The organism is Pseudooceanicola sp., assembly GCF_029213205.1.
In the GTDB taxonomy this organism is placed as follows: domain Bacteria; phylum Pseudomonadota; class Alphaproteobacteria; order Rhodobacterales; family Rhodobacteraceae; genus Pseudooceanicola.
The window spans coordinates 65,387-86,948 of sequence record NZ_JARGNH010000005.1; the positions used below are offsets into that span (position 1 = coordinate 65,387).

At 62.5% G+C, this 21,562-nt stretch carries 20 protein-coding genes; 9 read left to right on the forward strand and 11 right to left on the reverse strand.

What is annotated here, in order from left to right:
* Positions 1-5 precede the first annotated feature (5 nt).
* The gene (ubiG, locus tag P1U48_RS05975) at positions 6-752 is read right to left on the reverse strand and encodes a bifunctional 2-polyprenyl-6-hydroxyphenol methylase/3-demethylubiquinol 3-O-methyltransferase UbiG (protein WP_301068010.1); all 747 of its coding nucleotides are present in this window, start codon (positions 750-752) and stop codon (positions 6-8) included.
* A gap of 50 nt (positions 753-802) precedes the next feature.
* Here ubiG and pip point away from each other — a divergent pair, with 50 nt between their 5' ends.
* Positions 803-1,774 carry a prolyl aminopeptidase gene (gene pip, locus P1U48_RS05980; RefSeq protein WP_301068012.1) on the forward strand — a complete coding sequence of 324 codons (972 nt, stop codon included), beginning with the start codon at positions 803-805 and terminating at the stop codon, positions 1,772-1,774.
* 4 nt (positions 1,775-1,778) lie between these two features.
* Here pip and P1U48_RS05985 read toward each other — a convergent pair whose 3' ends face one another.
* A complete protein-coding gene (locus tag P1U48_RS05985) occupies positions 1,779-2,222 on the reverse strand; it encodes a PaaI family thioesterase (RefSeq protein WP_301068014.1) in 444 nt (147 codons plus the stop codon).
* 266 nt (positions 2,223-2,488) lie between these two features.
* On the opposite strand from P1U48_RS05985, the gene rimP reads away from it, so the two are divergent.
* The 4 genes from rimP to infB are packed head-to-tail and all read left to right on the forward strand — an operon-like array spanning position 2,489 to position 7,859.
* A complete protein-coding gene (gene rimP / locus P1U48_RS05990) occupies positions 2,489-3,067 on the forward strand; it encodes a ribosome maturation factor RimP (RefSeq protein ID WP_301068015.1) in 579 nt (192 codons plus the stop codon).
* Positions 3,068-3,072: 5 nt separating this feature from the next.
* Positions 3,073-4,698, forward strand: a complete 1,626-nt coding sequence (gene nusA, locus P1U48_RS05995; protein ID WP_301068016.1) for a transcription termination factor NusA — start codon at positions 3,073-3,075, stop codon at positions 4,696-4,698.
* A gap of 25 nt (positions 4,699-4,723) precedes the next feature.
* Positions 4,724-5,347, forward strand: a complete 624-nt coding sequence (locus P1U48_RS06000; protein ID WP_301068017.1) for an RNA-binding protein — start codon at positions 4,724-4,726, stop codon at positions 5,345-5,347.
* A 7-nt stretch (positions 5,348-5,354) separates the two neighbouring features.
* A complete protein-coding gene (infB, locus tag P1U48_RS06005; protein ID WP_301068018.1) occupies positions 5,355-7,859 on the forward strand; it encodes a translation initiation factor IF-2 in 2,505 nt (834 codons plus the stop codon).
* Between the two features lie 23 nt (positions 7,860-7,882).
* Here infB and P1U48_RS06010 read toward each other — a convergent pair whose 3' ends face one another.
* From P1U48_RS06010 to P1U48_RS06030, 5 genes are all read right to left on the reverse strand, one after another.
* Positions 7,883-8,743: a DMT family transporter gene (locus P1U48_RS06010; protein WP_301068019.1), complete on the reverse strand. Its 861-nt coding sequence runs from the start codon at positions 8,741-8,743 to the stop codon at positions 7,883-7,885.
* A 143-nt stretch (positions 8,744-8,886) separates the two neighbouring features.
* Positions 8,887-9,030, reverse strand: a complete 144-nt coding sequence (locus tag P1U48_RS06015) for a hypothetical protein (protein WP_301068021.1) — start codon at positions 9,028-9,030, stop codon at positions 8,887-8,889.
* 78 nt (positions 9,031-9,108) lie between these two features.
* Complete coding sequence (mutT, locus tag P1U48_RS06020; protein ID WP_301068023.1) at positions 9,109-9,507, reverse strand: 8-oxo-dGTP diphosphatase MutT; 399 nt, start codon at positions 9,505-9,507, stop codon at positions 9,109-9,111.
* Positions 9,504-10,730, reverse strand: coding sequence for a bifunctional glutamate N-acetyltransferase/amino-acid acetyltransferase ArgJ (gene argJ / locus P1U48_RS06025; RefSeq protein ID WP_301068024.1), 1,227 nt, complete (start codon positions 10,728-10,730; stop codon positions 9,504-9,506). Before argJ ends, mutT begins: the two co-directional genes overlap by 4 nt.
* 5 nt (positions 10,731-10,735) lie before the next feature.
* Positions 10,736-11,638, reverse strand: coding sequence for a peptidylprolyl isomerase (locus P1U48_RS06030; protein ID WP_301068025.1), 903 nt, complete (start codon positions 11,636-11,638; stop codon positions 10,736-10,738).
* A 186-nt stretch (positions 11,639-11,824) separates the two neighbouring features.
* Between P1U48_RS06030 and secA the strand changes: the two genes are divergently transcribed.
* The 3 genes from secA (at position 11,825) to P1U48_RS06045 (ending at position 17,244) form a co-directional block, all read left to right on the forward strand.
* Positions 11,825-14,533, forward strand: coding sequence for a preprotein translocase subunit SecA (gene secA, locus P1U48_RS06035; protein ID WP_301068026.1), 2,709 nt, complete (start codon positions 11,825-11,827; stop codon positions 14,531-14,533).
* A 175-nt stretch (positions 14,534-14,708) separates the two neighbouring features.
* Positions 14,709-15,647 (forward strand): translocase, encoded by a 939-nt coding sequence (locus P1U48_RS06040; protein WP_301068027.1) that lies wholly within the window; start codon positions 14,709-14,711, stop codon positions 15,645-15,647.
* 22 nt (positions 15,648-15,669) lie between these two features.
* Positions 15,670-17,244, forward strand: a complete 1,575-nt coding sequence (locus tag P1U48_RS06045; RefSeq protein ID WP_301068029.1) for a phosphate ABC transporter substrate-binding/OmpA family protein — start codon at positions 15,670-15,672, stop codon at positions 17,242-17,244.
* On the opposite strand, the gene polA is transcribed toward P1U48_RS06045, so the two are convergent.
* Both polA and P1U48_RS06055 read right to left on the reverse strand, forming a co-directional pair.
* A complete protein-coding gene (gene polA / locus P1U48_RS06050) occupies positions 17,241-20,039 on the reverse strand; it encodes a DNA polymerase I (protein WP_301068030.1) in 2,799 nt (932 codons plus the stop codon). The genes P1U48_RS06045 and polA overlap by 4 nt on opposite strands.
* Before the next feature lie 108 nt (positions 20,040-20,147).
* Positions 20,148-20,339 (reverse strand): zinc-finger domain-containing protein, encoded by a 192-nt coding sequence (locus P1U48_RS06055; RefSeq protein ID WP_301068031.1) that lies wholly within the window; start codon positions 20,337-20,339, stop codon positions 20,148-20,150.
* 109 nt (positions 20,340-20,448) lie between these two features.
* On the opposite strand from P1U48_RS06055, the gene P1U48_RS06060 reads away from it, so the two are divergent.
* Positions 20,449-20,856 (forward strand): GFA family protein, encoded by a 408-nt coding sequence (locus P1U48_RS06060; protein WP_301068033.1) that lies wholly within the window; start codon positions 20,449-20,451, stop codon positions 20,854-20,856.
* On the opposite strand, the gene P1U48_RS06065 is transcribed toward P1U48_RS06060, so the two are convergent.
* The gene (locus tag P1U48_RS06065; protein WP_301068034.1) at positions 20,853-21,173 is read right to left on the reverse strand and encodes a DUF1294 domain-containing protein; all 321 of its coding nucleotides are present in this window, start codon (positions 21,171-21,173) and stop codon (positions 20,853-20,855) included. The genes P1U48_RS06060 and P1U48_RS06065 overlap by 4 nt on opposite strands.
* The gene (locus P1U48_RS06070) at positions 21,170-21,559 is read right to left on the reverse strand and encodes an HIT domain-containing protein (RefSeq protein WP_301068036.1); all 390 of its coding nucleotides are present in this window, start codon (positions 21,557-21,559) and stop codon (positions 21,170-21,172) included. The genes P1U48_RS06065 and P1U48_RS06070 overlap by 4 nt, the downstream gene beginning before the upstream one ends.
* Positions 21,560-21,562: the final 3 nt, after the last annotated feature.

Genomic DNA, 21,562 nt, shown 5'->3' on the forward strand with positions numbered 1-21,562 from the left:
AGGCTCTATTCCGGGCGCAGCGCGGCGGTGACGTAATTCACCGACAGGTCGCGATCAGAAATCCGCCATTGCCAGGACACCGGGTTGAACAGGTATCCCTTGCGATCCACCGGCTCCAGCCCGGCGCGGCGCAGCAGGTCGAACAATTCGTCCGGGGTGATGAATTTCTGCCAGTCATGGGTGCCGCGCGGCAGCCAGCGCATGACGAATTCGGCCCCGACGATGGCCATGGCAAAGCTCTTGGGATTGCGGTTGATCGTCGAACACAGATGCAGCCCGCCGGGTTTCAGCAGGTCATGGCAGGCGCTGAGATAGGTCAGCGGGTCGGCGACATGCTCGACCACCTCCATATTCAGCACCACGTCGAATTGCTCGCCCGCCTCCGCCAGCGCCTCGGCGGTGGTGTGACGATAGTCGATCGTGAGCCCGGAGAGTTCGGCATGGATCTGCGCCACCGGGATATTGCCGGCGGCGGCGTCGGCCCCGACCACCTCAGCGCCGAGTCGCGCCATCGGTTCGCAGAGCAGGCCGCCACCACAGCCGATATCGAGAATCCGCAGCCCGGCAAATGGTTGCGGCTGCTGCAAATCGCGGTCGAATTCGGCGGCGATCTGGCTGCTGATATAATCCAGCCGCACCGGATTCATCATGTGCAGGGGCTTGAACTTGCCGGTCGGATCCCACCAATCGGCGGCCATCGCTTCGAATTTGGCAACTTCGGTCGGATCGATAGTGGTCTGTGTCGCGCGCATGGCCTATCTCTTGGGTAACCTCGGCATGTCAGCGTCTATATAGGACGAGAATGGATAAATACTCGGGCAAAAAGAGCGCAGTCCAATTTCTGCACCCGCCGATCGACCCGTTCGACCGGCGAATGCTGGACGTGGGCGATGGCCATTCGCTCTATGTTGAACAATCCGGCAACCCCGAGGGGCAGCCGGTGGTGGTGTTGCATGGTGGTCCGGGGGGCGGCTGCAGCCCGGCGATGCGGCGTTATTTTGATCCGTCGTTTTACCGAATCATCCTATTCGATCAGCGTGGCTGCGGTCGGTCACGGCCACATGCCAGCGTCGAGGCGAACACCACCTGGCATCTGGTCGGCGATATCGAACGGATCCGCGAGGTTCTGGGGATCAAGGACTGGATCGTGTTCGGCGGCAGCTGGGGCGCGACCCTGTCGCTGATCTATGCTCAGACCCATCCCAGCCGGACCAAGCGGCTGGTGCTGCGCGGTGTCTTTCTGATGACGCGAGACGAGCTTGACTGGTTCTACGCGGGTGGCGCCGGACGGTTCTGGCCCGAGGTCTGGGCCCGGTTCGAGGGGCTGATCCCTGAGGCAGAGCGGGACGATCTGATCGCCGCCTATCACAAACGGCTGTTTTCCGGAGATATGGCCGAAGAGGTGCGCTATGGCCGCGCCTGGTCGCAATGGGAAAACGCGCTGGCCTCGATTGCCTCGAACGGTCAGGGCGGCGAGCCGCCGGGCGATTATGCCCGTGCCTTTGCCCGGCTGGAGAACCATTATTTCAGCCATGCTGGATTCCTGGCCGAGGATGGGCATATTCTGAACCGGATGGACCGGATCGCCGATATTCCCGGCATCATCGTGCAGGGCCGTTATGACATGATCTGCCCGCCGCGCATGGCCTATGAGCTGGCGGCGCGCTGGCCGCGCAGCGAATTGCGGATGATCCCGAATGCAGGCCACGCCCTGTCCGAGCCCGAAATCAGCGCCGAGCTGGTGCGGGCGATGAACCGGATTGCGATGGGGTAGGGCCTCAGGTCGCGGCGTCGGCGCGGAATTTTTTCCACACGCCATTGGCGCGACCGATCACTTTGCCATCCGCAATGACCTGTCCTTCCATGAAGCACAGGCTTTTGGTTTCGCGGGCGATTCTCGAGTGCAGTTCGATGAACGCCCCGATTTCGCCTGCGCCCATGAAATCATAGCTGAAATGTATCGTTGCTGTCGGGGCGCCGTTGGAGTCGCGCACGATGCGGCCCAAGCCTCGGTCGGCCAGGGTCATCAACATACCGCCCTGCACGACACCGTTCAGGTTGCGGTGCCGGTCGGCGGCACGAAAACCGACGATTTGCGGCGCATCCTCGACGTTAAGAGCCCAGATCGGGCCGACCAGGCCGACGAACCCCTCATCGTCAACGAGCACCCAACTGTCGTTGGGGGGCATGTCGTCCTTGGTCGGAATTCTCTGGTGGTTCATCGCTCTCTGTCCTTTGTTGCTGTCCCGCTCGGTCCGGGCCTCTAGCATGATCCCTGACCGGGTGGGAGAGGGCGGGCGAAGCTTGTGCATTCCTGTTTTGGCGACCGCGCCTTCCCCGGCCTGGGCCCGGTGCAGGAATGTGACTTGCGCCGGGGGGTGATTCTGCCTATATCCGCCTCAACAGCGGCGCGCCGGGCTCTGGTCCAAAGCACCACCGACATAATCGACGGGCCGCGCGCCCGTTTTTTTGTGTCCAAAGGACTCCGATGACCGACCTGATCGCCAAAGCAGCCATCGACCGGCGCCTGGCCGAAATCGTGACCCCCGTGATCGAAGATCTGGGCTTCGAATTGGTGCGCTTGCGCCTGACCGGTGGAAACGTGACGGCCAAGACGCTGCAGATCATGGCCGAACGCCCCGGCGGCGGCATCGAAGTCGCCGAATGCGCCCGGATTTCCACCGCGATTTCGGCGGTTCTGGATGTCGAGGATCCGATCACCGACCCCTATACGCTGGAAGTGTCGAGCCCGGGCATTGACCGGCCGCTGACCCGGCTGAAGGATTTCGAGACCTTTGAAGGCTACGAGGCCCGGATCGAGACCAGTCAGATGATCGACGGGCAAAAACGCTTCAAGGGCGTGCTGGCCGGAGTCGAGGATGACGAGATCTTGATCAATATCGAGGCCGGGACGGTTGGGCTAAAGCTCGACTGGCTGGCGGATGCCAAGCTGGTCCTGACCGACGAGTTGATCAAGGAAATGCTGAAAGCCCGCAAAGACGCGGAAACCCTGAACGAAGACGCCTTTGACGAGATCAAGGCCGATGATGGTTCCGAGGAGGACTAAGACCAATGGCTATCACCTCTGCCAACCAGCTTGAGCTGTTGCAAACCGCCGAAGCCGTGGCGCGGGAAAAGATGATCGACCCCGTGCTGGTCATCGAAGCGATGGAAGAATCGCTCGCCCGGGCCGCCAAGAGCCGCTACGGCAGCGAAATGGACATTCAGGTGACCATCGACCGCAAGACCGGTCGCGCCCGCTTTACCCGGGTTCGCACCGTGGTCGCGGATGAAGATCTTGAGAATTATCAGGCCGAGATGACGGTTGAGCAGGCCAAGCAATACATGGCCGATCCCAAGGTGGGTGACGAGTTCGTCGAAGAGGTGCCGCCGGTCGAAATGGGCCGGATCGCGGCGCAATCGGCCAAGCAGGTGATCCTGCAAAAGGTCCGCGAAGCCGAACGCGACCGCCAGTTCGAGGAATTCAAGGACCGCGTCGGCACGATCATCAACGGTCAGGTCAAGCGCGAGGAATATGGCAACGTCATCGTCGATGTTGGGTCCGGCGAGGCGATTCTGCGCCGTAACGAAAAGATCGGGCGCGAGGCGTACCGCCCGAACGATCGCATCCGCTGCTATATCAAGGACGTCCGCCGCGAAGTGCGCGGGCCGCAAATCTTCCTGTCGCGCACCGATCCGCAATTCATGGCGGAGCTGTTCAAGATGGAAGTCCCGGAAATCTATGACAACATCATCGAAATCAAGGCCGTGGCCCGTGACCCGGGCAGCCGCGCCAAGATTGCGGTGATTTCCTATGACAGCAGCATCGACCCGGTCGGCGCTTGTGTCGGGATGCGCGGCAGCCGGGTGCAGGCCGTGGTGAACGAACTGCAGGGTGAAAAGATCGACATCATCCCCTGGTCCGAAGATGTGCCGACCTTCCTGGTGAACGCATTGCAGCCCGCCGAAGTTTCCAAGGTGGTGTTCGACGAGGAAGCGGAGCGAATCGAAGTGGTGGTGCCCGATGAACAGCTGTCGCTGGCGATTGGTCGGCGCGGTCAGAACGTGCGGTTGGCGTCGCAGCTGACCGGGCTCGACATCGATATCATGACCGAGGCCGAGGAATCCGAGCGTCGGCAGAAGGAATTCGAAGAACGCACCAAGCTGTTCATGGACACGCTCGACCTCGACGAATTCTTTGCGCAACTGCTGGTCTCCGAAGGCTTCACCAGTCTCGAAGAGGTCGCCTATGTCGATCAGGACGAATTGTTGGTGATCGACGGCGTCGATGACAGCACCGCCGCCGAACTTCAGGCCCGGGCCCGCGACTTCATCGAAGCCAAGGCCAAGGCGGCGCTGGCCCATGCCCGCGAACTCGGGGTCGAGGACAGCCTGATCGAATTCGAAGGCCTGACCCCGCAAATGGTCGAGGCGCTGGCGGAGGACGGGGTGAAAACCCTCGAAGATTTCGCCACCTGCGCCGATTGGGAATTGGCGGGCGGCTGGACCACGGTGAACGGCGAGCGGGTCAAGGATGACGGTCTGCTTGAGAAATACGATATGTCGCTGGACGAGGCGCAACACTTGATCATGACCGCGCGGGTGTCGCTGGGGTGGGTCGATCCTGCCGATCTGGTGGCCGATTCTGCCGAAGCGGATGAAGAAGCGGATGAAACTGACGAGGAAGCCGAGGCCTGAGGTCTCGGTGAACGGAGCCTGAGGCATGACCCGCGGCGGAGCAAAGAAAGATCGGTCCGACGATTCCGAACGCAAGTGCATTGTCACGGGCGAGGCGGCGCCGAAGGCTGGGCTGATCCGATTCGTGGTGTCGCCGGACGGGCAGCTGGTGCCGGACGTGCTGGAAAAGCTGCCGGGTCGCGGGATCTGGGTGACGGCGGAACGTGGCGCGCTGGAACAGGCAGAGAAGAAAAAGCTGTTTGCCCGCGCCGCGCGGCAGCCGGTGGTGGTGCCAAAAGCGATCGCGGACCTTGTCGAAGGCGCCGTGGCACGCCATCTGGTGGACTTGATCGCGCTGGCGCGAAAGTCCGGCGCGGCGGTATCGGGCTATGAAAAGGTCAAGGGCTGGCTCGAAACCGAACGGGCGCGAATCCTGATTCAGGCCATTGATGGATCGGGGCGCGGCAAGTCAAAATTGTCCACCCCTGAGGGTGGGCGCTTTGTCGGATGCCTGACGGCGGATGAAATCGGACAGGCCTTTGGCCGCCAAACAACGGTTCATGCCGCTTTGGCGGCTGGCGGTCTGGCGAAACGTGTTGTAGATGAGGCGCAACGGCTCAAGGGCCTGCGTGCCGACCCCGGCGGGCAAGCCCCGCCTGAAAGGAAGTAATACGTAGATGAGTGACCAAGACGGCAAACGAACTCTCGGCGTGCATGGTGGGCCCCGGTCGGGGAATGTGAAGCAGAGCTTCAGCCACGGCCGGACCAAGAACGTCGTGGTGGAAACCAAACGCAAGCGCGTCGTCGTGCCCAAGCCCGGGCAAGGCGCGGGCGGCGCATCTGCGTCCGGTTCCAACCGCCCAGGTGGCAACCCCTCGAAACGTCCCGCCGGGATAACCGACGCGGAGATGGAGCGTCGGATGAAGGCGCTGCAGGCTGCCAAGCAGCGCGAAGCCGGCGAAGCCGCCGAACGTCTGGCCGAGGAAAAGGCCCGCGAGGCAGATCGCAAGCGCCGCCGCGAAGAAGCCGAAGCCAAGGAGCGCGAAGAGCGTGAGCGCGAAGAAGCGCTGAAGGCCAAGGCCGCCGAAGAGGAACGCGTCAAGCGTGAGGCCGAAGAGGCCGCCAAACGCGCCGCCGCCCCGCCTCCGGCACCAGGCGAAGAACAACCCCAGCGTAGCGGTGGCCGTGGTGCCCCTGCGGCGCGTGGCAAACCGGCAACGCCGGAACGCAACGACCGCGACGATCGCGGCGGTCGCAAGACCCGCACCGATGATGGCAACCGCCGCGCCGGCAAGCTGACGCTGAATCAGGCGCTGTCGGGCGGCGAAGGTGGCCGGCAACGGTCGATGGCTGCGATGAAGCGCAAGCAAGAGCGCGCCCGGCAAAAAGCCATGGGCGGCCCGGTTGCGCGCGAAAAGGTCGTGCGCGACGTGCAGGTGCCCGAGGCGATCATGGTCGGCGAATTGGCCAACCGGATGGCGGAACGGGTCGGCGACGTGGTCAAGGCGCTGATGAACAACGGCATGATGGTCACACAGAATCAGTCGATCGATGCCGACACCGCCGAGCTGATTGTCGAGGAATTCGGTCACAACATCGTTCGGGTGTCTGATTCGGACGTCGAACAGGTGATCGCCTCATCCGAAGACAGCCCCAGTGATCTGCAACCACGGCCGCCGGTCGTGACGATCATGGGCCATGTCGATCACGGCAAGACCTCGCTGCTCGACGCGATTCGCAAAGCCAAGGTGGTGGCCGGTGAAGCCGGGGGAATCACCCAGCATATCGGTGCCTACCAGGTTGAAACCGACACCGGTGCCAAGCTGACCTTCCTCGACACGCCGGGTCACGCGGCCTTTACATCGATGCGGTCGCGCGGTGCGCATGTCACCGATATCGTGGTTCTGGTTGTGGCCGCAGACGACGCGGTGATGCCGCAGACCATCGAGGCGATCAATCACGCCAAGGCGGCCAAGGTGCCGATGATCGTGGCGATCAACAAGATCGACAAGCACGAGGCGAACCCGAACAAGGTGCGCACCGATCTGCTGCAACATGAAATCATTGTCGAAAAACTGTCTGGTGAAGTTCAGGACGTCGAAGTTTCGGCCGTCACCGGTCAGGGGCTTGATGAGCTGCTCGAAGCGATTGCGCTGCAATCCGAGATTCTTGAGCTGAAGGCCAACCCGAATCGGGCGGCCGAAGGCGCGGTGATCGAGGCGCAGCTGGACGTTGGCCGTGGCCCTGTCGCCACGGTTCTGGTGCAGCGCGGCACCCTGCGTCAGGGCGATATCTTTGTCGTCGGCGAACAATGGGGCAAGGTCCGGGCGTTGATCAACGACCGTGGCGAGCGCATTCCCGAAGCCGGACCTTCGATCCCGGTCGAGGTTCTGGGCCTGAACGGCACCCCGGAAGCCGGCGATGTTCTGAACGTGGTGACGACCGAATCGCAGGCCCGTGAAATCGCCGAGTATCGGGCGCAGGTGTCGAAAGACAAACGCGCCGCTGCCGGCGCGGCTACGACGCTCGAGCAGCTGATGCAAAAGGCGAAAGATAGCGAGAATCTGACCGAAATGCCGATCGTCGTTAAGGCGGATGTGCAGGGTTCGGCCGAGGCCATCGTTCAAGTGATGGAAAAGATCGGCAACGAAGAGGTCCGGGTGCGGGTGCTGCATTCCGGTGTTGGCGCGATCACCGAATCGGACATCTCGCTGGCCGAAGCCTCCGGCGCGCCGGTGATTGGCTTTAACGTGCGTGCCAATGCCCCGGCCCGCAATTCGGCCAACCAGAAGGGCGTCGAGATTCGCTATTACAGCGTCATCTACGACCTTGTGGATGATATAAAAGCCGCTGCCGAAGGTCTGCTTTCGGCCGAGATCCGCGAAACCTTTATTGGCTACGCGCAGATCAAAGAGGTGTTCAAGGTCACCGGCGTCGGCAAGGTTGCGGGCTGCCTGGTTACCGAAGGCACCGCGCGCCGCTCGGCGGGTGTGCGTCTGCTGCGCGACGATGTGGTGGTGCACGAGGGCACGCTGAAAACCCTGAAGCGGTTCAAGGACGAAGTCTCAGAAGTCCAGTCCGGTCAGGAATGCGGTATGGCGTTCGAGAATTACGACGATATTCGCGCCGGCGATGTCATCGAGATCTTTGAGCGTGAGGAAGTGGCGCGGACGCTGGCCTAAAGCCGGCGCCCGCCGCCTTTTTCCTAGACTGACAGAACCAGCGCCACCCCGGCGACCGATATCGCAATGCCGATAAAGGTCAGCCGGGTCAGCGTCCGGTCGCCGTGGATCACCCGGTTCAATGCCATCACGATCAGCGGATAGGTGGCCACCAACGGCGCCACCTTGGTGACCGGACCCAGCGACAGCGCGCTGTAGAGAAAAATCACTGACAGCCCGTTGCAGACCCCGATCACGCAATACCACAGCATCCGCGGGTCACGCGGCAGCGGCGCGGGCGATACAAAGCGGCGCACGGTGATCAGCATCACAGCCGAGGCGACATAGCCGATGGTGGTTGCGGCAAAGGCATCTGGCCAGCTTTCCAGCCCCAGCTTGACCACCGGTTGCATGGTGCCACGCAGCACCGCCGCCGCCAGCGGAATCGTCAGCGCCCAGAGCGCGGCGCGGCTATGCAGGCGCATCCGCTCCGCCGCCAGCAGCAACAGACCGCCGCAGACCGCCAGGATGCCGATCAATTGCCAGGGACCGGGCACATCATCCAGCAGCAGGGTCGCGGCGCCGACTGCGAAAATCGGAGTGAGGTTGCCCAGGGCGCCCGACAGGTTCGGACCCAGCCGGATATTGCCAGCGAAATTCAGCAGGGTGACCATCGCCGGAAACACCAGCCCGGCGAACATGAACAGCAGCGCACCCTTCTGCGTCCAGCTGGAGAAATCTATGGTGAATGGCGCCAGGATCAGGAAAAACAGCGCCGCGCTGGGCACGCTGACCGATCCGCCGACGACTGGCGGCGCGACCCGCAGGCCCAGGGGGGCCAGAACGATACCAAGCGCGTAAAAAAAAGCCCCGGCGAGGGCAATCAGAACAAATACCGAATCCATGGGAGCCTGACCAAGTGACGAGTCAGGCGATCCTACCCGCTCTGCCGCGGCAGGCCAGCGGGAAACACATCTCAGGCAATGTTGGCGCGAAAGGCAGGCTTAGCGACCTACCCTCGGGCGGCTGTTCACGGATCAGTTGCGGTTCAGGCGACCGAGGCGGTTTGCGTCACAGGCGTGCCTGCGAAAATCTTGTCACCGACCTGTACCTCGATCCGGCCATCCGACAATTGGCGGACAAACGTGCCCTGAACCGAGACGTAGTTTCCCAGTGTTATTGTTCTGGTCATGATTTCGAATCCCCCCCACAGAGACGGCCACCATTATAACAAAACCGAATCAAAATTACATGATTCGTTGATTGCTGGTCACAGCCAATCGCGCAGGATCGGGATCAGCGGAATATCTGCGGGCGGCATCGGGTGGGACTTCAAGTCATGCGCCCGCACCCATTTCAGCGCCTGGCCCTCGCGGCCGCGCGGGGTGCCGTTCCACTTGCGGCAGGCGAACAGCGGCATCAGCAGGTGAAAATCGTCATAGCCATGCGAGGCAAAGGTCAGCGGCGCCAGGCAGGAGGACCAGGTGTCGATGCCAAGCTCCTCGTGCAATTCGCGGATCAGTGCCGCCTCGGGGGTTTCGCCCGGTTCCACCTTGCCGCCGGGAAATTCCCAGAGCCCGGCCATCGATTTGCCCTCGGGCCGTTGCGCCAGCAGCACCCGCCCATCGACATCGATCAGCGCGACGGCAGAGACCAGGACAATGGTCACGAGCGATAGTCGGCGTTGATGGTGATGTATTGATGGGTCAGGTCGCAGGTCCAGACCGTGGCGCTGCCACTGCCAAGACCGAGGTCGACAGCGATCTTCAGGTTCTGGCCCTTCATGTAATTGGCGCCATCGGCCTCACGATAGCTGTCCGCGACCCAGCCTTTTTCTGCGACCAGCACCTCGCCAAAGCGAATGGTGATCAGATCGCGGTCGGCCTCGGCCCCGGACTTGCCGATTGCCATCACCACGCGGCCCCAATTCGGATCCTCACCGGCAATCGCGGTCTTCACCAGCGGCGAATTGGCGATGGATTTGCCATGGATCCGCGCCTCCTGGTCACTGGTGGCACCGGTCACTTCGATTTCGACGAATTTGGTTGCGCCCTCGCCGTCCCTGACCACCTGATGCGCCAGGTCGAGCATGACGGAGTGCAAGGCGTCGCGGAATGGCCCTTCGGTGCTGGTAACCGCGGCACCCGATGTGCCCGTCGCCGCGACCAGCAGGGTGTCAGAGGTCGAGGTGTCGCTGTCGACGGTGATGCAGTTGAAGCTGCGGTCGGAGAGCTCGGACACCATCTGTTGCAGCAGCGGGCGCGCCACCTTGGCGTCGGTAAAGATATAAACCAGCATGGTGCCCATATCCGGCTCGATCATGCCCGATCCTTTGGCGAATCCGGCGATCTGCACGGTTTTGCCGCCCAGTTCGACCTGCGCCGAGGCGCCCTTGGGAAAGGTGTCGGTGGTCATGATCGCCTGCGCCGCTTCGGCGATCTTGCCGGGGTCCAGCGCGGCGGACAAATCATGGACCTTGTCAGTGATCCGCCCGGCGGGCAGCTTTTCCCCGATCACCCCGGTGGATGAGGAAAACACCCGTGTTTCCGGCAGGCCCAGCTCCGCGGCCACGGCACGGGTCACGGCGCGGGTGGCGTCAATGCCGCTGCGCCCGGTAAAGGCGTTGGCGTTGCCGGAATTCACGATGATCGCGGCGCCGGCATCGCTGTCGCCGCCGATCTTGGCCTGGCAATCCAGCACCGGTGCCGCGCGGGTGGAGGAGCGGGTGAACACCCCGGCGATGGTGGTGCCGGGGGCCAGTCGGGCCAACATCACATCTGTCCGGCCCGCGTATCGAACCCCTGCCGCGATGGTGGCAAAGGCGACGCCCTCGATCACCGGCAAAGCCGGAAAGGCTGCGGGTGCGAGCGGAGAGACAGGATATTTGCCCATTCGGATTACTCCACGAGTTGCATATTGGTCAGCTGGGTCGGGTCGATGCCTTCGGCACCGCTGCGGTCGACATTGGCTTTTTCCACCAGCCCGTCAATCAGCTCTTGAACCTTGGTGCGCTGAAGTTCGACTTCGATCTCGCCGCGCACCTCGTCCAGCGACGGGGCGGCTTTGGCGCGGGTCTCTTCCAGCAGGATGACATGCCAGCCGAACTGGGTCTGCACCGGTTCCTTGGTGTAGCTGCCTGGCGCAAGGGCGACCACCGCATCCTCGAAGGGTTTGACCATCATGCCCTGGCCGAACCAGCCCAGATCGCCACCGTTGGGGCCGGAGGGGCCGGTCGATTTTTCCTTGGCCAGGGTGGCGAAATCGGCGCCACCGTCCAGCGCTTCGATCAGCGCTTTGGCCTCGTCCTCGGTCTCGACCAGGATGTGGCGCGCCTTGTATTCGCTTTCATCCGAAGCGGCGGAATAATTCTCGTCGTAAGCGGCCTGGATCTCGGCCTCGCTCAGCGCGGTTTTCAAGAAGTCCTCGACCGCGGCGCTGGCGATCTGGCCGCTGCGCTCATTGTCCAGTGTCAGGGTGACCGCCTTGGGCAGATCACCGGTCCAGGATTGGGCCAGGGCCTCCTGCTGAACCAGTTGATCCAGGATGCCGGTGAACAGCACGTCGGCTGGCAATTGCGCATATTGATCGGGCAGGCCGGCGCGGATCATGATCATGTGACCCAGCGTGATATCGGTGCCGTTCACGGTGGCGACGACGGTGTCCGCGGTGGCCGGTTTGGCATCGGGATTGACCTGACTTTCATCCGGCTTGGTGATGGTTTCGCTCTGTGCCAGGGCAAAGCCGGGCAAGGTCAGAGCGGCGGCAATAAGTCCGGCACGCAGGGTCGTGGTGATGGGCATTGTGTTCCTTCCTTGGCGCATGTGCCGAATGGTCCGGCGCGTGGCGTTGACACTATCCGGCCGCCCCCTTACATCGCCTTATGTTTAAGGCGTGAGTGGCCATTGCGGCCCGTTCTATGGGGGCCGTGGCGGCCATTCAACCCCGCGCTTTTGCACGTTGTCGTCAATGACCGGATCGGAATTGCCATGTTAGGTATCGGGACACTCGCCAAAAAGGTCTTCGGAACGCCGAATGACCGGAAGGTAAAGGCGACCCGGCCGCTGGTGGAAAAGATCAACGCGCTGGAGCCCGAATTCGAGGCGCTGAGTGACGCGGGATTGAAGGACAAGACCGAGGAACTGGCCAAGCGGGCGATGGGCGGTGAAAGCCTGGACGACCTGCTGCCCGAAGCCTTTGCCAATTGCCGTGAGGCGGCGAAACGGGCGCTGGGCCTGCGGGCCTTTGATGTTCAACTGATGGGCGGGATTTTCCTGCACCAGGGCAATATCGCCGAGATGAAGACCGGTGAGGGCAAGACCCTGGTCGCCACCTTTCCGGCCTATCTGAACGCGCTGACCGGCAAGGGCGTGCATATCGTCACGGTCAACGATTACCTGGTCAGACGCGACGCGGATTGGATGAGCAAGGTGTTCGGGGCGCTGGGCCTGACCACCGGCGCGGTCTATCCGCAGCAGCCCAATGACGAAAAGATCGCCGCCTATCGCTGTGACGTGACCTATGCCACCAACAACGAACTGGGCTTTGACTATCTGCGCGACAACATGAAATCCGACCTGTCGGAGATGAATCAGCGCGGCCACAACTTCGCGATTGTCGATGAGGTCGACAGCATCCTGATCGACGAGGCGCGCACGCCGCTGATCATCTCGGGCCCGTCGGAGGACCGCAGCGATCTCTATCAGAGCATCAACGCGCTGATCCCGTTGATCGACGAGGGCATGTACACCGTCGACGAAAAGATGCGGCAGGCGACCTTTACCGACGAAGGCAATGAATTCCTTGAGGCCGAGCTGCACAAGCGCGGCCTGCTGCCCGAGGATCAGACGCTCTACGATCCCGAAAGCACCACGGTGATCCACCATGTCAATCAGGCGCTGCGGGCCCATAAGCTGTTCCAGCGCGACAAGGATTACATGGTGCGCGGCGATGACGTCGTGCTGGTCGATGAATTCACCGGGCGGATGATGGCCGGTCGGCGGTTGTCTGACGGTTTGCATCAGGCGATCGAGGCCAAGGAAGGCGTGACCATCCAGCCAGAAAACGTGACGCTGGCGCAGGTGACGTTCCAGAACTATTTCCGGCTGTATGACAAGCTGGCGGGGATGACCGGAACCGCGGCGACCGAGGCCGAGGAATTTCAGGAAATCTACAAGCTGGGCGTGGTCGAAGTGCCGACCAACATGCCGATTTTGCGCAAAGACGATGATGATGCCGTCTATCGCACCACCGCCGAGAAATACGCGGCGATTGTCGAGACCATCAAGGAATCCCACGCCAAGGGTCAGCCGATCCTGGTCGGCACCACCTCGATCGAGAAATCCGAAAGCCTGTCCGATCTGCTGAAACAGGCGGATCTGCCGCATAATGTTCTGAACGCCCGCCAGCACGAGCAAGAGGCGCAGATCGTTGCCGATGCCGGCAAGCTGGGTGCGATCACCATAGCCACCAACATGGCCGGGCGCGGCACCGACATCAAACTCGGCGGCAATGTCGAGATGAAGGTGATGCAGGCGCTGGCCGCCGATCCCGAGGCGAATCCCGATGAGGTGCGCGCCCGGATCGAGGCCGAGCATGCCGAGGAAGAGGCCAATGTGAAAGCCGCCGGCGGGCTGTTTGTTCTGGCCACCGAACGCCACGAAAGCCGCCGCATCGACAACCAGCTGCGCGGCCGCTCGGGCCGTCAGGGCGATCCGGGGCGCTCCAGCTTCTACCTGTCGCTTGAGGATGACCTGATGCGGATCTTCGGATCCGAGCGGCTCGACAAAGTGCTGTCAACGCTGGGGATGAAAGACGGTGAGGCGATTGTGCACCCGTGGGTGAACAAATCGCTGGAACGCGCCCAGGCCAAGGTTGAGGGCCGCAACTTTGACTCGCGCAAGAACGTCCTGAAATTCGACGATGTGATGAATGAACAGCGCAAGCTGGTGTTCGCGCAGCGGATGGAGATCATGGAGGCCAAGGATCTTTCCGAAACCGTGAAAGAGATGCGCCATGAAGTGATCGACGACCTGGTCGATCATCACATCCCGCCCAAGGCCTATGCCGATCAATGGGATGTCGAGGGGCTGCAGGCCGCCTGCGTCGAAAAGCTGGCGCTGGATGTGCCGGTGCTGGAATGGGCCGCCGAAGAAGGCGTTGATGACGAGGCCATCGTTCAGCGGCTGGAAAAAGCCGGTGACGAGATGATGGCGAAAAAAGCCGCCGCATTCGGCGCCGACAGCATGCGCCAAATCGAAAAGCAGATCCTGCTGCAGACCATCGACCAGAAATGGCGCGACCATCTGATGACGATGGAGCATCTGCGTTCGGTCATCGGGTTCCGGGGCTATGCCCAACGCGATCCGCTGAACGAATACAAGAAGGAGGCGTTCCAGCTGTTCGAGGGCATGCTTGAATCCTTGCGCGAGGATGTGACCGAGACTCTGTCGCGGATCCGTCCGATGACCGAAGAGGAACAGCAGCAGCAGATGGCGGCCTTTCAGGCGCAGCTGGCTGCGCAGCAAGCCGCGCTGACATCGGATCAGTCCACCGAAGACGCGGCGCAGCCGGTCGAGGCAGCGGTGCCAGGGTTTGACGAAAACGACCGCGCCACCTGGGGAAATCCGGGCCGCAATGACCTCTGCCCCTGCGGATCGGGCAAGAAATTCAAGCATTGCCACGGCAAGATCGGTTGATCTTGCAGCCTTGCAATCGCCTTAATGGTTTCCCGGCGCGGCCACAGACCGGCCTCGATTTTTGATCATGCTTACACCAAGCGAAATGTAAGCCATGGAGGGAATCGTGGCCCGTTCCAATAAAGTTCTAGTCGTCGCCGGTGCCTTGGGCACTGCCGCAGCCGTTGGGTTTCTGATGCAGATCGGCAGTACGCAGGTCGTGCAACAACAGAGCCCGGCCGAACCGATGCAAACCGCCGCGCTTGCGATGCCGGAACCGGCACATCCCGGTGTGGCAAAGCCGCTCGAATTGTCCGGCATTGCGCTGACCTCATCGTTGAGCGACCGGCCTGATGCGCCGCGCTCTCTGGCCGCGCCGACCCGGGCACCGCAGGTCACCGCGATGGTCGACCGGATCCCGGATGCCCTGCCAAATGCAGAGCGTCTGGATTCCGAATGCCCGGTGACGTTGAAGGCGGAAAATTCGATTGCCGCCCTGGTGAACCTCAAGTTCAGCTCAAAATGCGACCCCTATACACGGGTGACCTTTACCCACGAAGGGCTGGTATTCAGCGAGTTGACCGACAGCACCGGCAGCATTGAAATCGCAGTTCCGGCGCTGGTCGAAAACGCCCGTTTCACTGCCGACCTGCCGGTTGGCGATGCGGCGGTCGCCCTCGTTACAGTTGAATCCGTGGTGTTTTACGACCGCGCCGTGCTGCAAGGCATCGGTCAAACCGGGATGACGCTGCATGCGCTGGAATTTGGCGCCGGTTATGACGCCGATGGCCATGTCTGGGTGGATACCCCCCGCGATCCGACGATCGCGGCGCGTGGCGAAGGCGGCTTCATGATGACGCTGGGCGATCCGACTCTGCCAGAATCGACCATCGCCCAAGTCTATACCTTTCCCTCGGGCACCGCCCGCAACGGCGGCAAGGTCCGTCTTTCGGTTGAGGCCGAGGTTCTGGCCGAAACCTGTGAGCGCGACGTTTCGGCACAGGTTTTCCAGATCAGCAGCGGCGCCCGGATCAATTCACAGGAATTGACCATCGCAATGCCCACTTGTGATGCGGTTGGTGACTATCTCCTGTTGAATACTCCGCTGAATGACCTGAAAATCGCCAGCAGATAAGCCGACCGACCGAGGCCCTCACATGCGATTTTACTGTGCGGCGAGATTCGCCGCACATTTCCTTTTCCGGATATGTCTGTTGGCCTGCGCTGCGCCGCTGGCGGCACAGGACGTTACCCTGACCTCGCGCGATGGCTCGATCGAGATCGCGGGCAATATCCTCGGCTATGACGGACAATTCTACCGGGTCGACACGATCTATGGCGAATTGACCATTGACGGCTCGGGGGTGAATTGTGACGGCCCTGGCTGTCCCGATCTGGAAAGCTTTGTTGCCGAGCTTGAGATTTCCGGCGCGGCGACGGCAGGCGAGGTGCTGATCCCGGCGCTGATCGACGGCTTTGCCCGGCGCAACCGGTTCAGCATGGCTGAAGAGACGGACGGGCCAACGCGCACCACCTTTGTGCTGACCCAGCGCGAAACCGGCAAGGTGGTGGCGCGGTTTTCGGTGCACAGCACCAACACCGACGAAGGCTTTGCCGATTTGCTGGTCAATGAGGCCGACGTGGTGCTGTCGCGCCGCGAAATCCGCAATGAAGAGGCCCAGCGCGCCTATCAGGCCGGGATGGGCGAGATGCGTGCCGCCAATCGGGCGCGGGTGCTGGCACTGGATGCGCTGGTGCCGATCGTCGCGCCGGGTAGTCCGCTGACCGAAATCACCCTGGCCGATCTGGCGGCGGTGTTTTCCGGGCGAATCACCAGTTGGGCGGCGCTCGGCGGCCCGGATGCGCCGATCAGCGTGCATATGCGCGATGCCGCCGCCGGGCTGGCCCAGGCTGCTGAGGACAAGCTGTTGGCGCCAATCGGGGCCGATCTGCGCGCGGATGCACAACGCCATAACAGCGATGCGGCATTGTGGCGCGCGGTGGTGGCTGATCCTTTTTCCATCGGGCTGTCAACGGTGTCGGGCATTGGCAATGCGGTGCCGCTGGGCCTGTCGGGCGATTGTGGCTTTGCCATCCATGCCAGTCGTCGCAACGCCAAGACCGAGGATTACCCGCTGACCGTGCCGCTGTTCCTCTACACCCCGGCCCGGCGTCTGCCGCGTCTGGCGCGGGAATTCCTGGCCTATGCCCGCAGCGCCCCGGCGCAGCTGGTGATCCGGCGCGCCGGGTTCATCGACCAATCCCCTGAGGAAATGCCGATCGACGATCAGGGCGACCGCTTTGCCAATGCCATTGCCCGCGCCGGTGACGGTGTCGGGCTTGAGGAATTGCAACGCATGGTAGCGGCTCTGACGCCGCTCAGCCGCCTAACCCTGTCGTTCCGGTTTCAGGCCGGGTCGGCGGCGCTGGACGCGCAGAGCAGCTCGAACATCCGGCAGTTGGCAGTGGCGCTGGAATCCGGGCAGTTCGACGGGCGCAAGCTGGTGTTTGTCGGCTTCTCGGATGGTGCCGGACCGGCCGAGGCCAATCGCAAAATCTCGATGCGTCGAGCTGAAAGCCTGCGCCGGGCGGTGGTCGCCGCCACCGAAGCGATGGATCTGACCCGGGTTGAGCTCCAGGTCGAGGCCTTTGGCGAGGCGATGCCAATGGCCTGTGACGACACCACCTGGGGCCGGCAGGCGAACCGGCGGGTCGAGGTCTGGCTGCGCTAATGCGCCTCGGCCCAATTGGCACCCTGTCCGGCATCAACAGTCAGCGGCACCGAGAGTTTCACCGCCGGGTCGGCGGCATTCTCCATTACATCGCGGGCCGCTTTGATCAGCGCCTCTTCGGCGCCCTGCTCGACCTCGAACACCAGTTCGTCATGCACTTGCAACAGCATCCGCGCAGGCAGCCCGACAATGGCGTCATCCATGCGGATCATCGCCCGGCGGATCACATCGGCGGCCGAGCCCTGGATCGGTGCGTTGATCGCGGCGCGATGCGAAAAGCCTGAGCGTGGCCCCTTGGCGTTGATCTCTGGCGTGTTGATGCGCCGCCCGAACAGCGTCTGGACAAAGCCGTGTTCCTTGGCAAAGGCCACCGTCTCATCCATATATTCGCGAATGCCGGGAAAGCGTTCGAAGTAGCGGTCGATGAATCCCTTGGCCTGATCTCGCGGAATCCGCAGGTTGCGCGCCAGTCCAAAGGCCGAAATGCCATAGATCACCCCGAAATTGATCGCCTTGGCCTGGCGGCGCACATCCGGGGTCATCTGATCGAGCGGCACGTTGAACATTTCGGATGCGGTGGCGGCGTGAATGTCCTGACCTTCGTGAAAGGCCTGTTTCAGCGCGTCGATCTCGGCAATATGCGCCAGGATCCGCAGTTCGATCTGGCTGTAGTCGAGCGAGATCAGAACCTTGCCCGGCTCGGCGACAAAGGCCTCGCGGATGCGCCGCCCCTCTTCGCTGCGCACGGGAATGTTCTGCAGGTTCGGATCGGTCGAGGCCAGCCGCCCGGTGTTCGCCCCGGCAATCACGTAAGAGGTATGGACCCGCCCGGTCTCGGGGTTGATGTGGTCCTGCAGCGCATCGGTATAGGTCGACTTCAGCTTCTGCAGCTGCCGCCAGTCCAACACCCGGCCGGGCAGTTCGTGCTCGGTCGCGAGATCCTCCAGCACATCCGCCGGGGTGGAATACTTGCCGGTCTTGCCTTTCTTGCCGCCTTCGAGGCCCATCTTCTCGAACAGGATCTCGCCCACCTGCGCCGGGGAGCCGACGTTAAACGTCTCGCCCGCAAGCTCCTGTATCTCGTCCTCGAGCTGCGCCATCTTCTGGGCAAAGGCATTCGACATCCGGCTCAGCGTGTCGCGATCCACCTTGATCCCTGCCGTCTCCATCCGGGCCAGAACCGGCACCAGCGGCCGTTCTAGCGTCTCGTAAACCGTGGTGACCTTGCGCCGATGCAATTGCGGCTTCATCAACAGCCAGAGCCGCAGGGTGATATCGGCATCCTCGGCGGCGTATTTCACCGCGTCCTCGATTGGCACCAGATCAAAGGTGATCTGGCTCTTGCCGCTGCCCAGCAGGGTCTTGATCGGAATCGGTGAATGGCCGAGGTAGCGCTCGCTCAGCGTGTCCATGCCGTGATTGTGCTCGCCCGCGTGCTGGGCATAGCTGATCAGCATGGTGTCATCAAAAGGCGCGATGTCGATGCCATAGCGTTTCAGGATCTTGGCGTCGTATTTCATGTTCTGCCCGATCTTGAGGACCGCATCATCCTCAAGCACCGGTTTCAGCGCGGCCAGAACGTCGTTCAGCGGCAATTGTCCCCCGGCCAGATCGTCATTGGCAAACAGGCCCTCGCCGCCGCTGGCCTTGTGGGTCAGCGGAATGTAGCAGGCCTGCCCGGGCTCAACCGCCAGACAGATGCCGACCAGATCGACGCGCATTTCGTCCAGCCCGGTGGTTTCGGTGTCGACGGCGACATAGCCGCGCTCGCGGATCCGGGCGATCCATTTGTCCAACGCTGCCATCTCGATCACGCATTCATAGGCCGCGGGATCAATCGGCGGCATCTCGGGCGCGGCGGCGTCTGCATTGGCGGCGGTCGCGGGTTCGGCGATTACCGGCGCGGCAACCCCCAGCGCGTCAGAGATCCGCTTGGTCAGGTTGCGAAACTCCATCTCGGTCAGGAATTTCAACAAGGTTTCGGGGTCGGGGTCGCGAACCTCGAGATCGTCGAGGGTGAAGTCCAGCGGCGTGGCGCAATCGAGCTGCACCAGGGTCCGTGACAGCCGGATCTGATCGACATTGTCGATCAGGGTCTGGCGGCGCTTGGGTTGCTTGATCTCTTCGGCCCGGGCCAGCAGCGTATCCAGATCACCATATTCGTTGATCAGCAGCGCTGCGGTCTTGACCCCGATCCCCGGCGCGCCGGGCACGTTATCGACACTGTCACCGGCCAGCGCCTGCACATCGACCACCCGTTCGGGATAGACGCCGAATTTCTCCAGCACCCCGTCGCGGTCGATCCGCAGGTTCTTCATCGCGTCGAGCATTTCGACTCCGCCGCCGACCAGCTGCATCAGATCCTTGTCCGATGAGATGATCGTCACCCGGCCACCGGCGTCGCGGGCCTGGCAGGACAGGGTGGCAATGATGTCGTCGGCCTCAAACCCCTCCAGCTCCTTGCTGGCGATGTTGAACGCCTCGGTCGCCGCCCGTGTCAGTGGCATCTGCGGGCGCAGATCCTCTGGCATCGCCTCGCGGTTGGCCTTGTAGAGATCGTAAAGGTCGTTGCGAAAGGTGTGGCTGCCCTTGTCAAAAATCACTGCGACATGGGTCGGAGCATCGGGGCCCGTGTTGCCCTCGACATAGCGCTGCAACATGTTGCAGAACCCGGCCACTGCGCCGATCGGCAACCCGTCGGATTTGCGGGTCAGCGGCGGCAGCGCGTGATAGGCGCGAAAGATGAATGCCGATCCGTCGATCAGGTGCAGGTGGCACCCCTTGCCGAAACTCATGCCGATCCCTTCCTGCGGTTGCCCTGTGTTGCGGTCTCCCGCTTCATCTTGCCAAAAATATTCCCGCCGGAGGCATCGCGCAGGCTTGCCGGCGCGACCAAACGGATATCAGGCCGCGCTGCCCTGGTCTGCCTTGCCGCCCTTCAACACATATTTCGCGTCGCAATAGCCACATTCGACCCAGCCGATGTCGTCGGGAATATGCAGCCAGACCCTTGGATGGCCAAGCGCCCCTTCACCACCGTCGCAGGCGATCTTGTGGCTTTCGACGATTTTGGTTTCTGGCGCTTCGATGGGCATGGCGGATGGTCCTTTGCACGGGCGATTGATCGGCCAAACTATGGTCGATCAGCCGGGTCTGGGCAAGAGCGGGCAGGGCGCCTATCCTGATCAAAACCGGGAGGATGCCATGAAATTCGAAGGTGGATGCTATTGCGGCGCGGTTCGCTACGCGGTCGAAGGCGAGGTGCTGTTTCAGGCGCAATGCCAGTGTCGGCCCTGCCAATATGTGTCGGGCGGCGGCCCGAACTTCTTCATGATGTTCGCCGTCGATGCGCTGACCTATACCAAGGGCACCCCGGCGCGGTTCACCCGCAGCGATCTTGAGGCGCCGCGCAGTCGAGACTTCTGTCCGACCTGCGGCACCCACCTGACCACCCGGCAGCCGAACGGCAAGACGCTGGTGGTCAAGGTCGGGACGATGGACGATCCGTCGCTCTATTCCGGCCCCTCGGCGGCGATCTTCATGGGCGAGGCGCAGCCGTTCCACTGCATCGCCGAGGGCGTGCCGCAATTCGACACCCTGCCGCCGCGTTAAAGCAGTGGTTTCAGCCAGGCGATAAGAAACTCCCGGAAAAAGATCGCTGCCGCGCCAGCGACCACGACCCATAGCAGCGGCACCATGTCGAGGTTGGTGCGAAACGGTTCTTTGCGCGTCTTGTGTCGAAAGTGCCGCTGGCCCAGCTTCGCCCCGAGCCAGCCACCGAGAAAGGCGATCAGGATCAGATTTGACTCGGCGACCCGCCAGCCGCCTGCGCGCGCCTGCGCCTTGTCATAGCCAAAGGCGCCATAGGCCAGGACGTTTGCCGCAATCAGCCAGAAGGCCAAAAGGCCAAAGGCCTGGCCCAGCGTCACGGCTGTTCGCGCGGACGTTCCAGCATCCGGCCAAGGCGGCGACCGCCGAGGATATGCAGGTGGTAATGCGGCACCTCCTGCACCCCGTGCTCACCGGCGTTGGAGATGAACCGGCAGCCTTCGCCGATGTCCGAGGTCACCCCGACCATCTTGCAGATCGCCGCGATGGCGCGGTTGAAATCGACGATTTCGGCATCGCTCGCGGCCTCGGCGAAATGGTCATAGGTGACATAGGGCCCCTTGGGGATCACCAGCACATGCACCGGCGCCTGCGGGCGGATGTCTTCGAAGGCCAGGGTGTGCTCGGTCTCCAGCACCGTCCGGTTCGGGATCTCGCCGCGCAGGATCTTGGCAAAGATGTTTTGGTCGTCATAGGCATAGGGCATTGC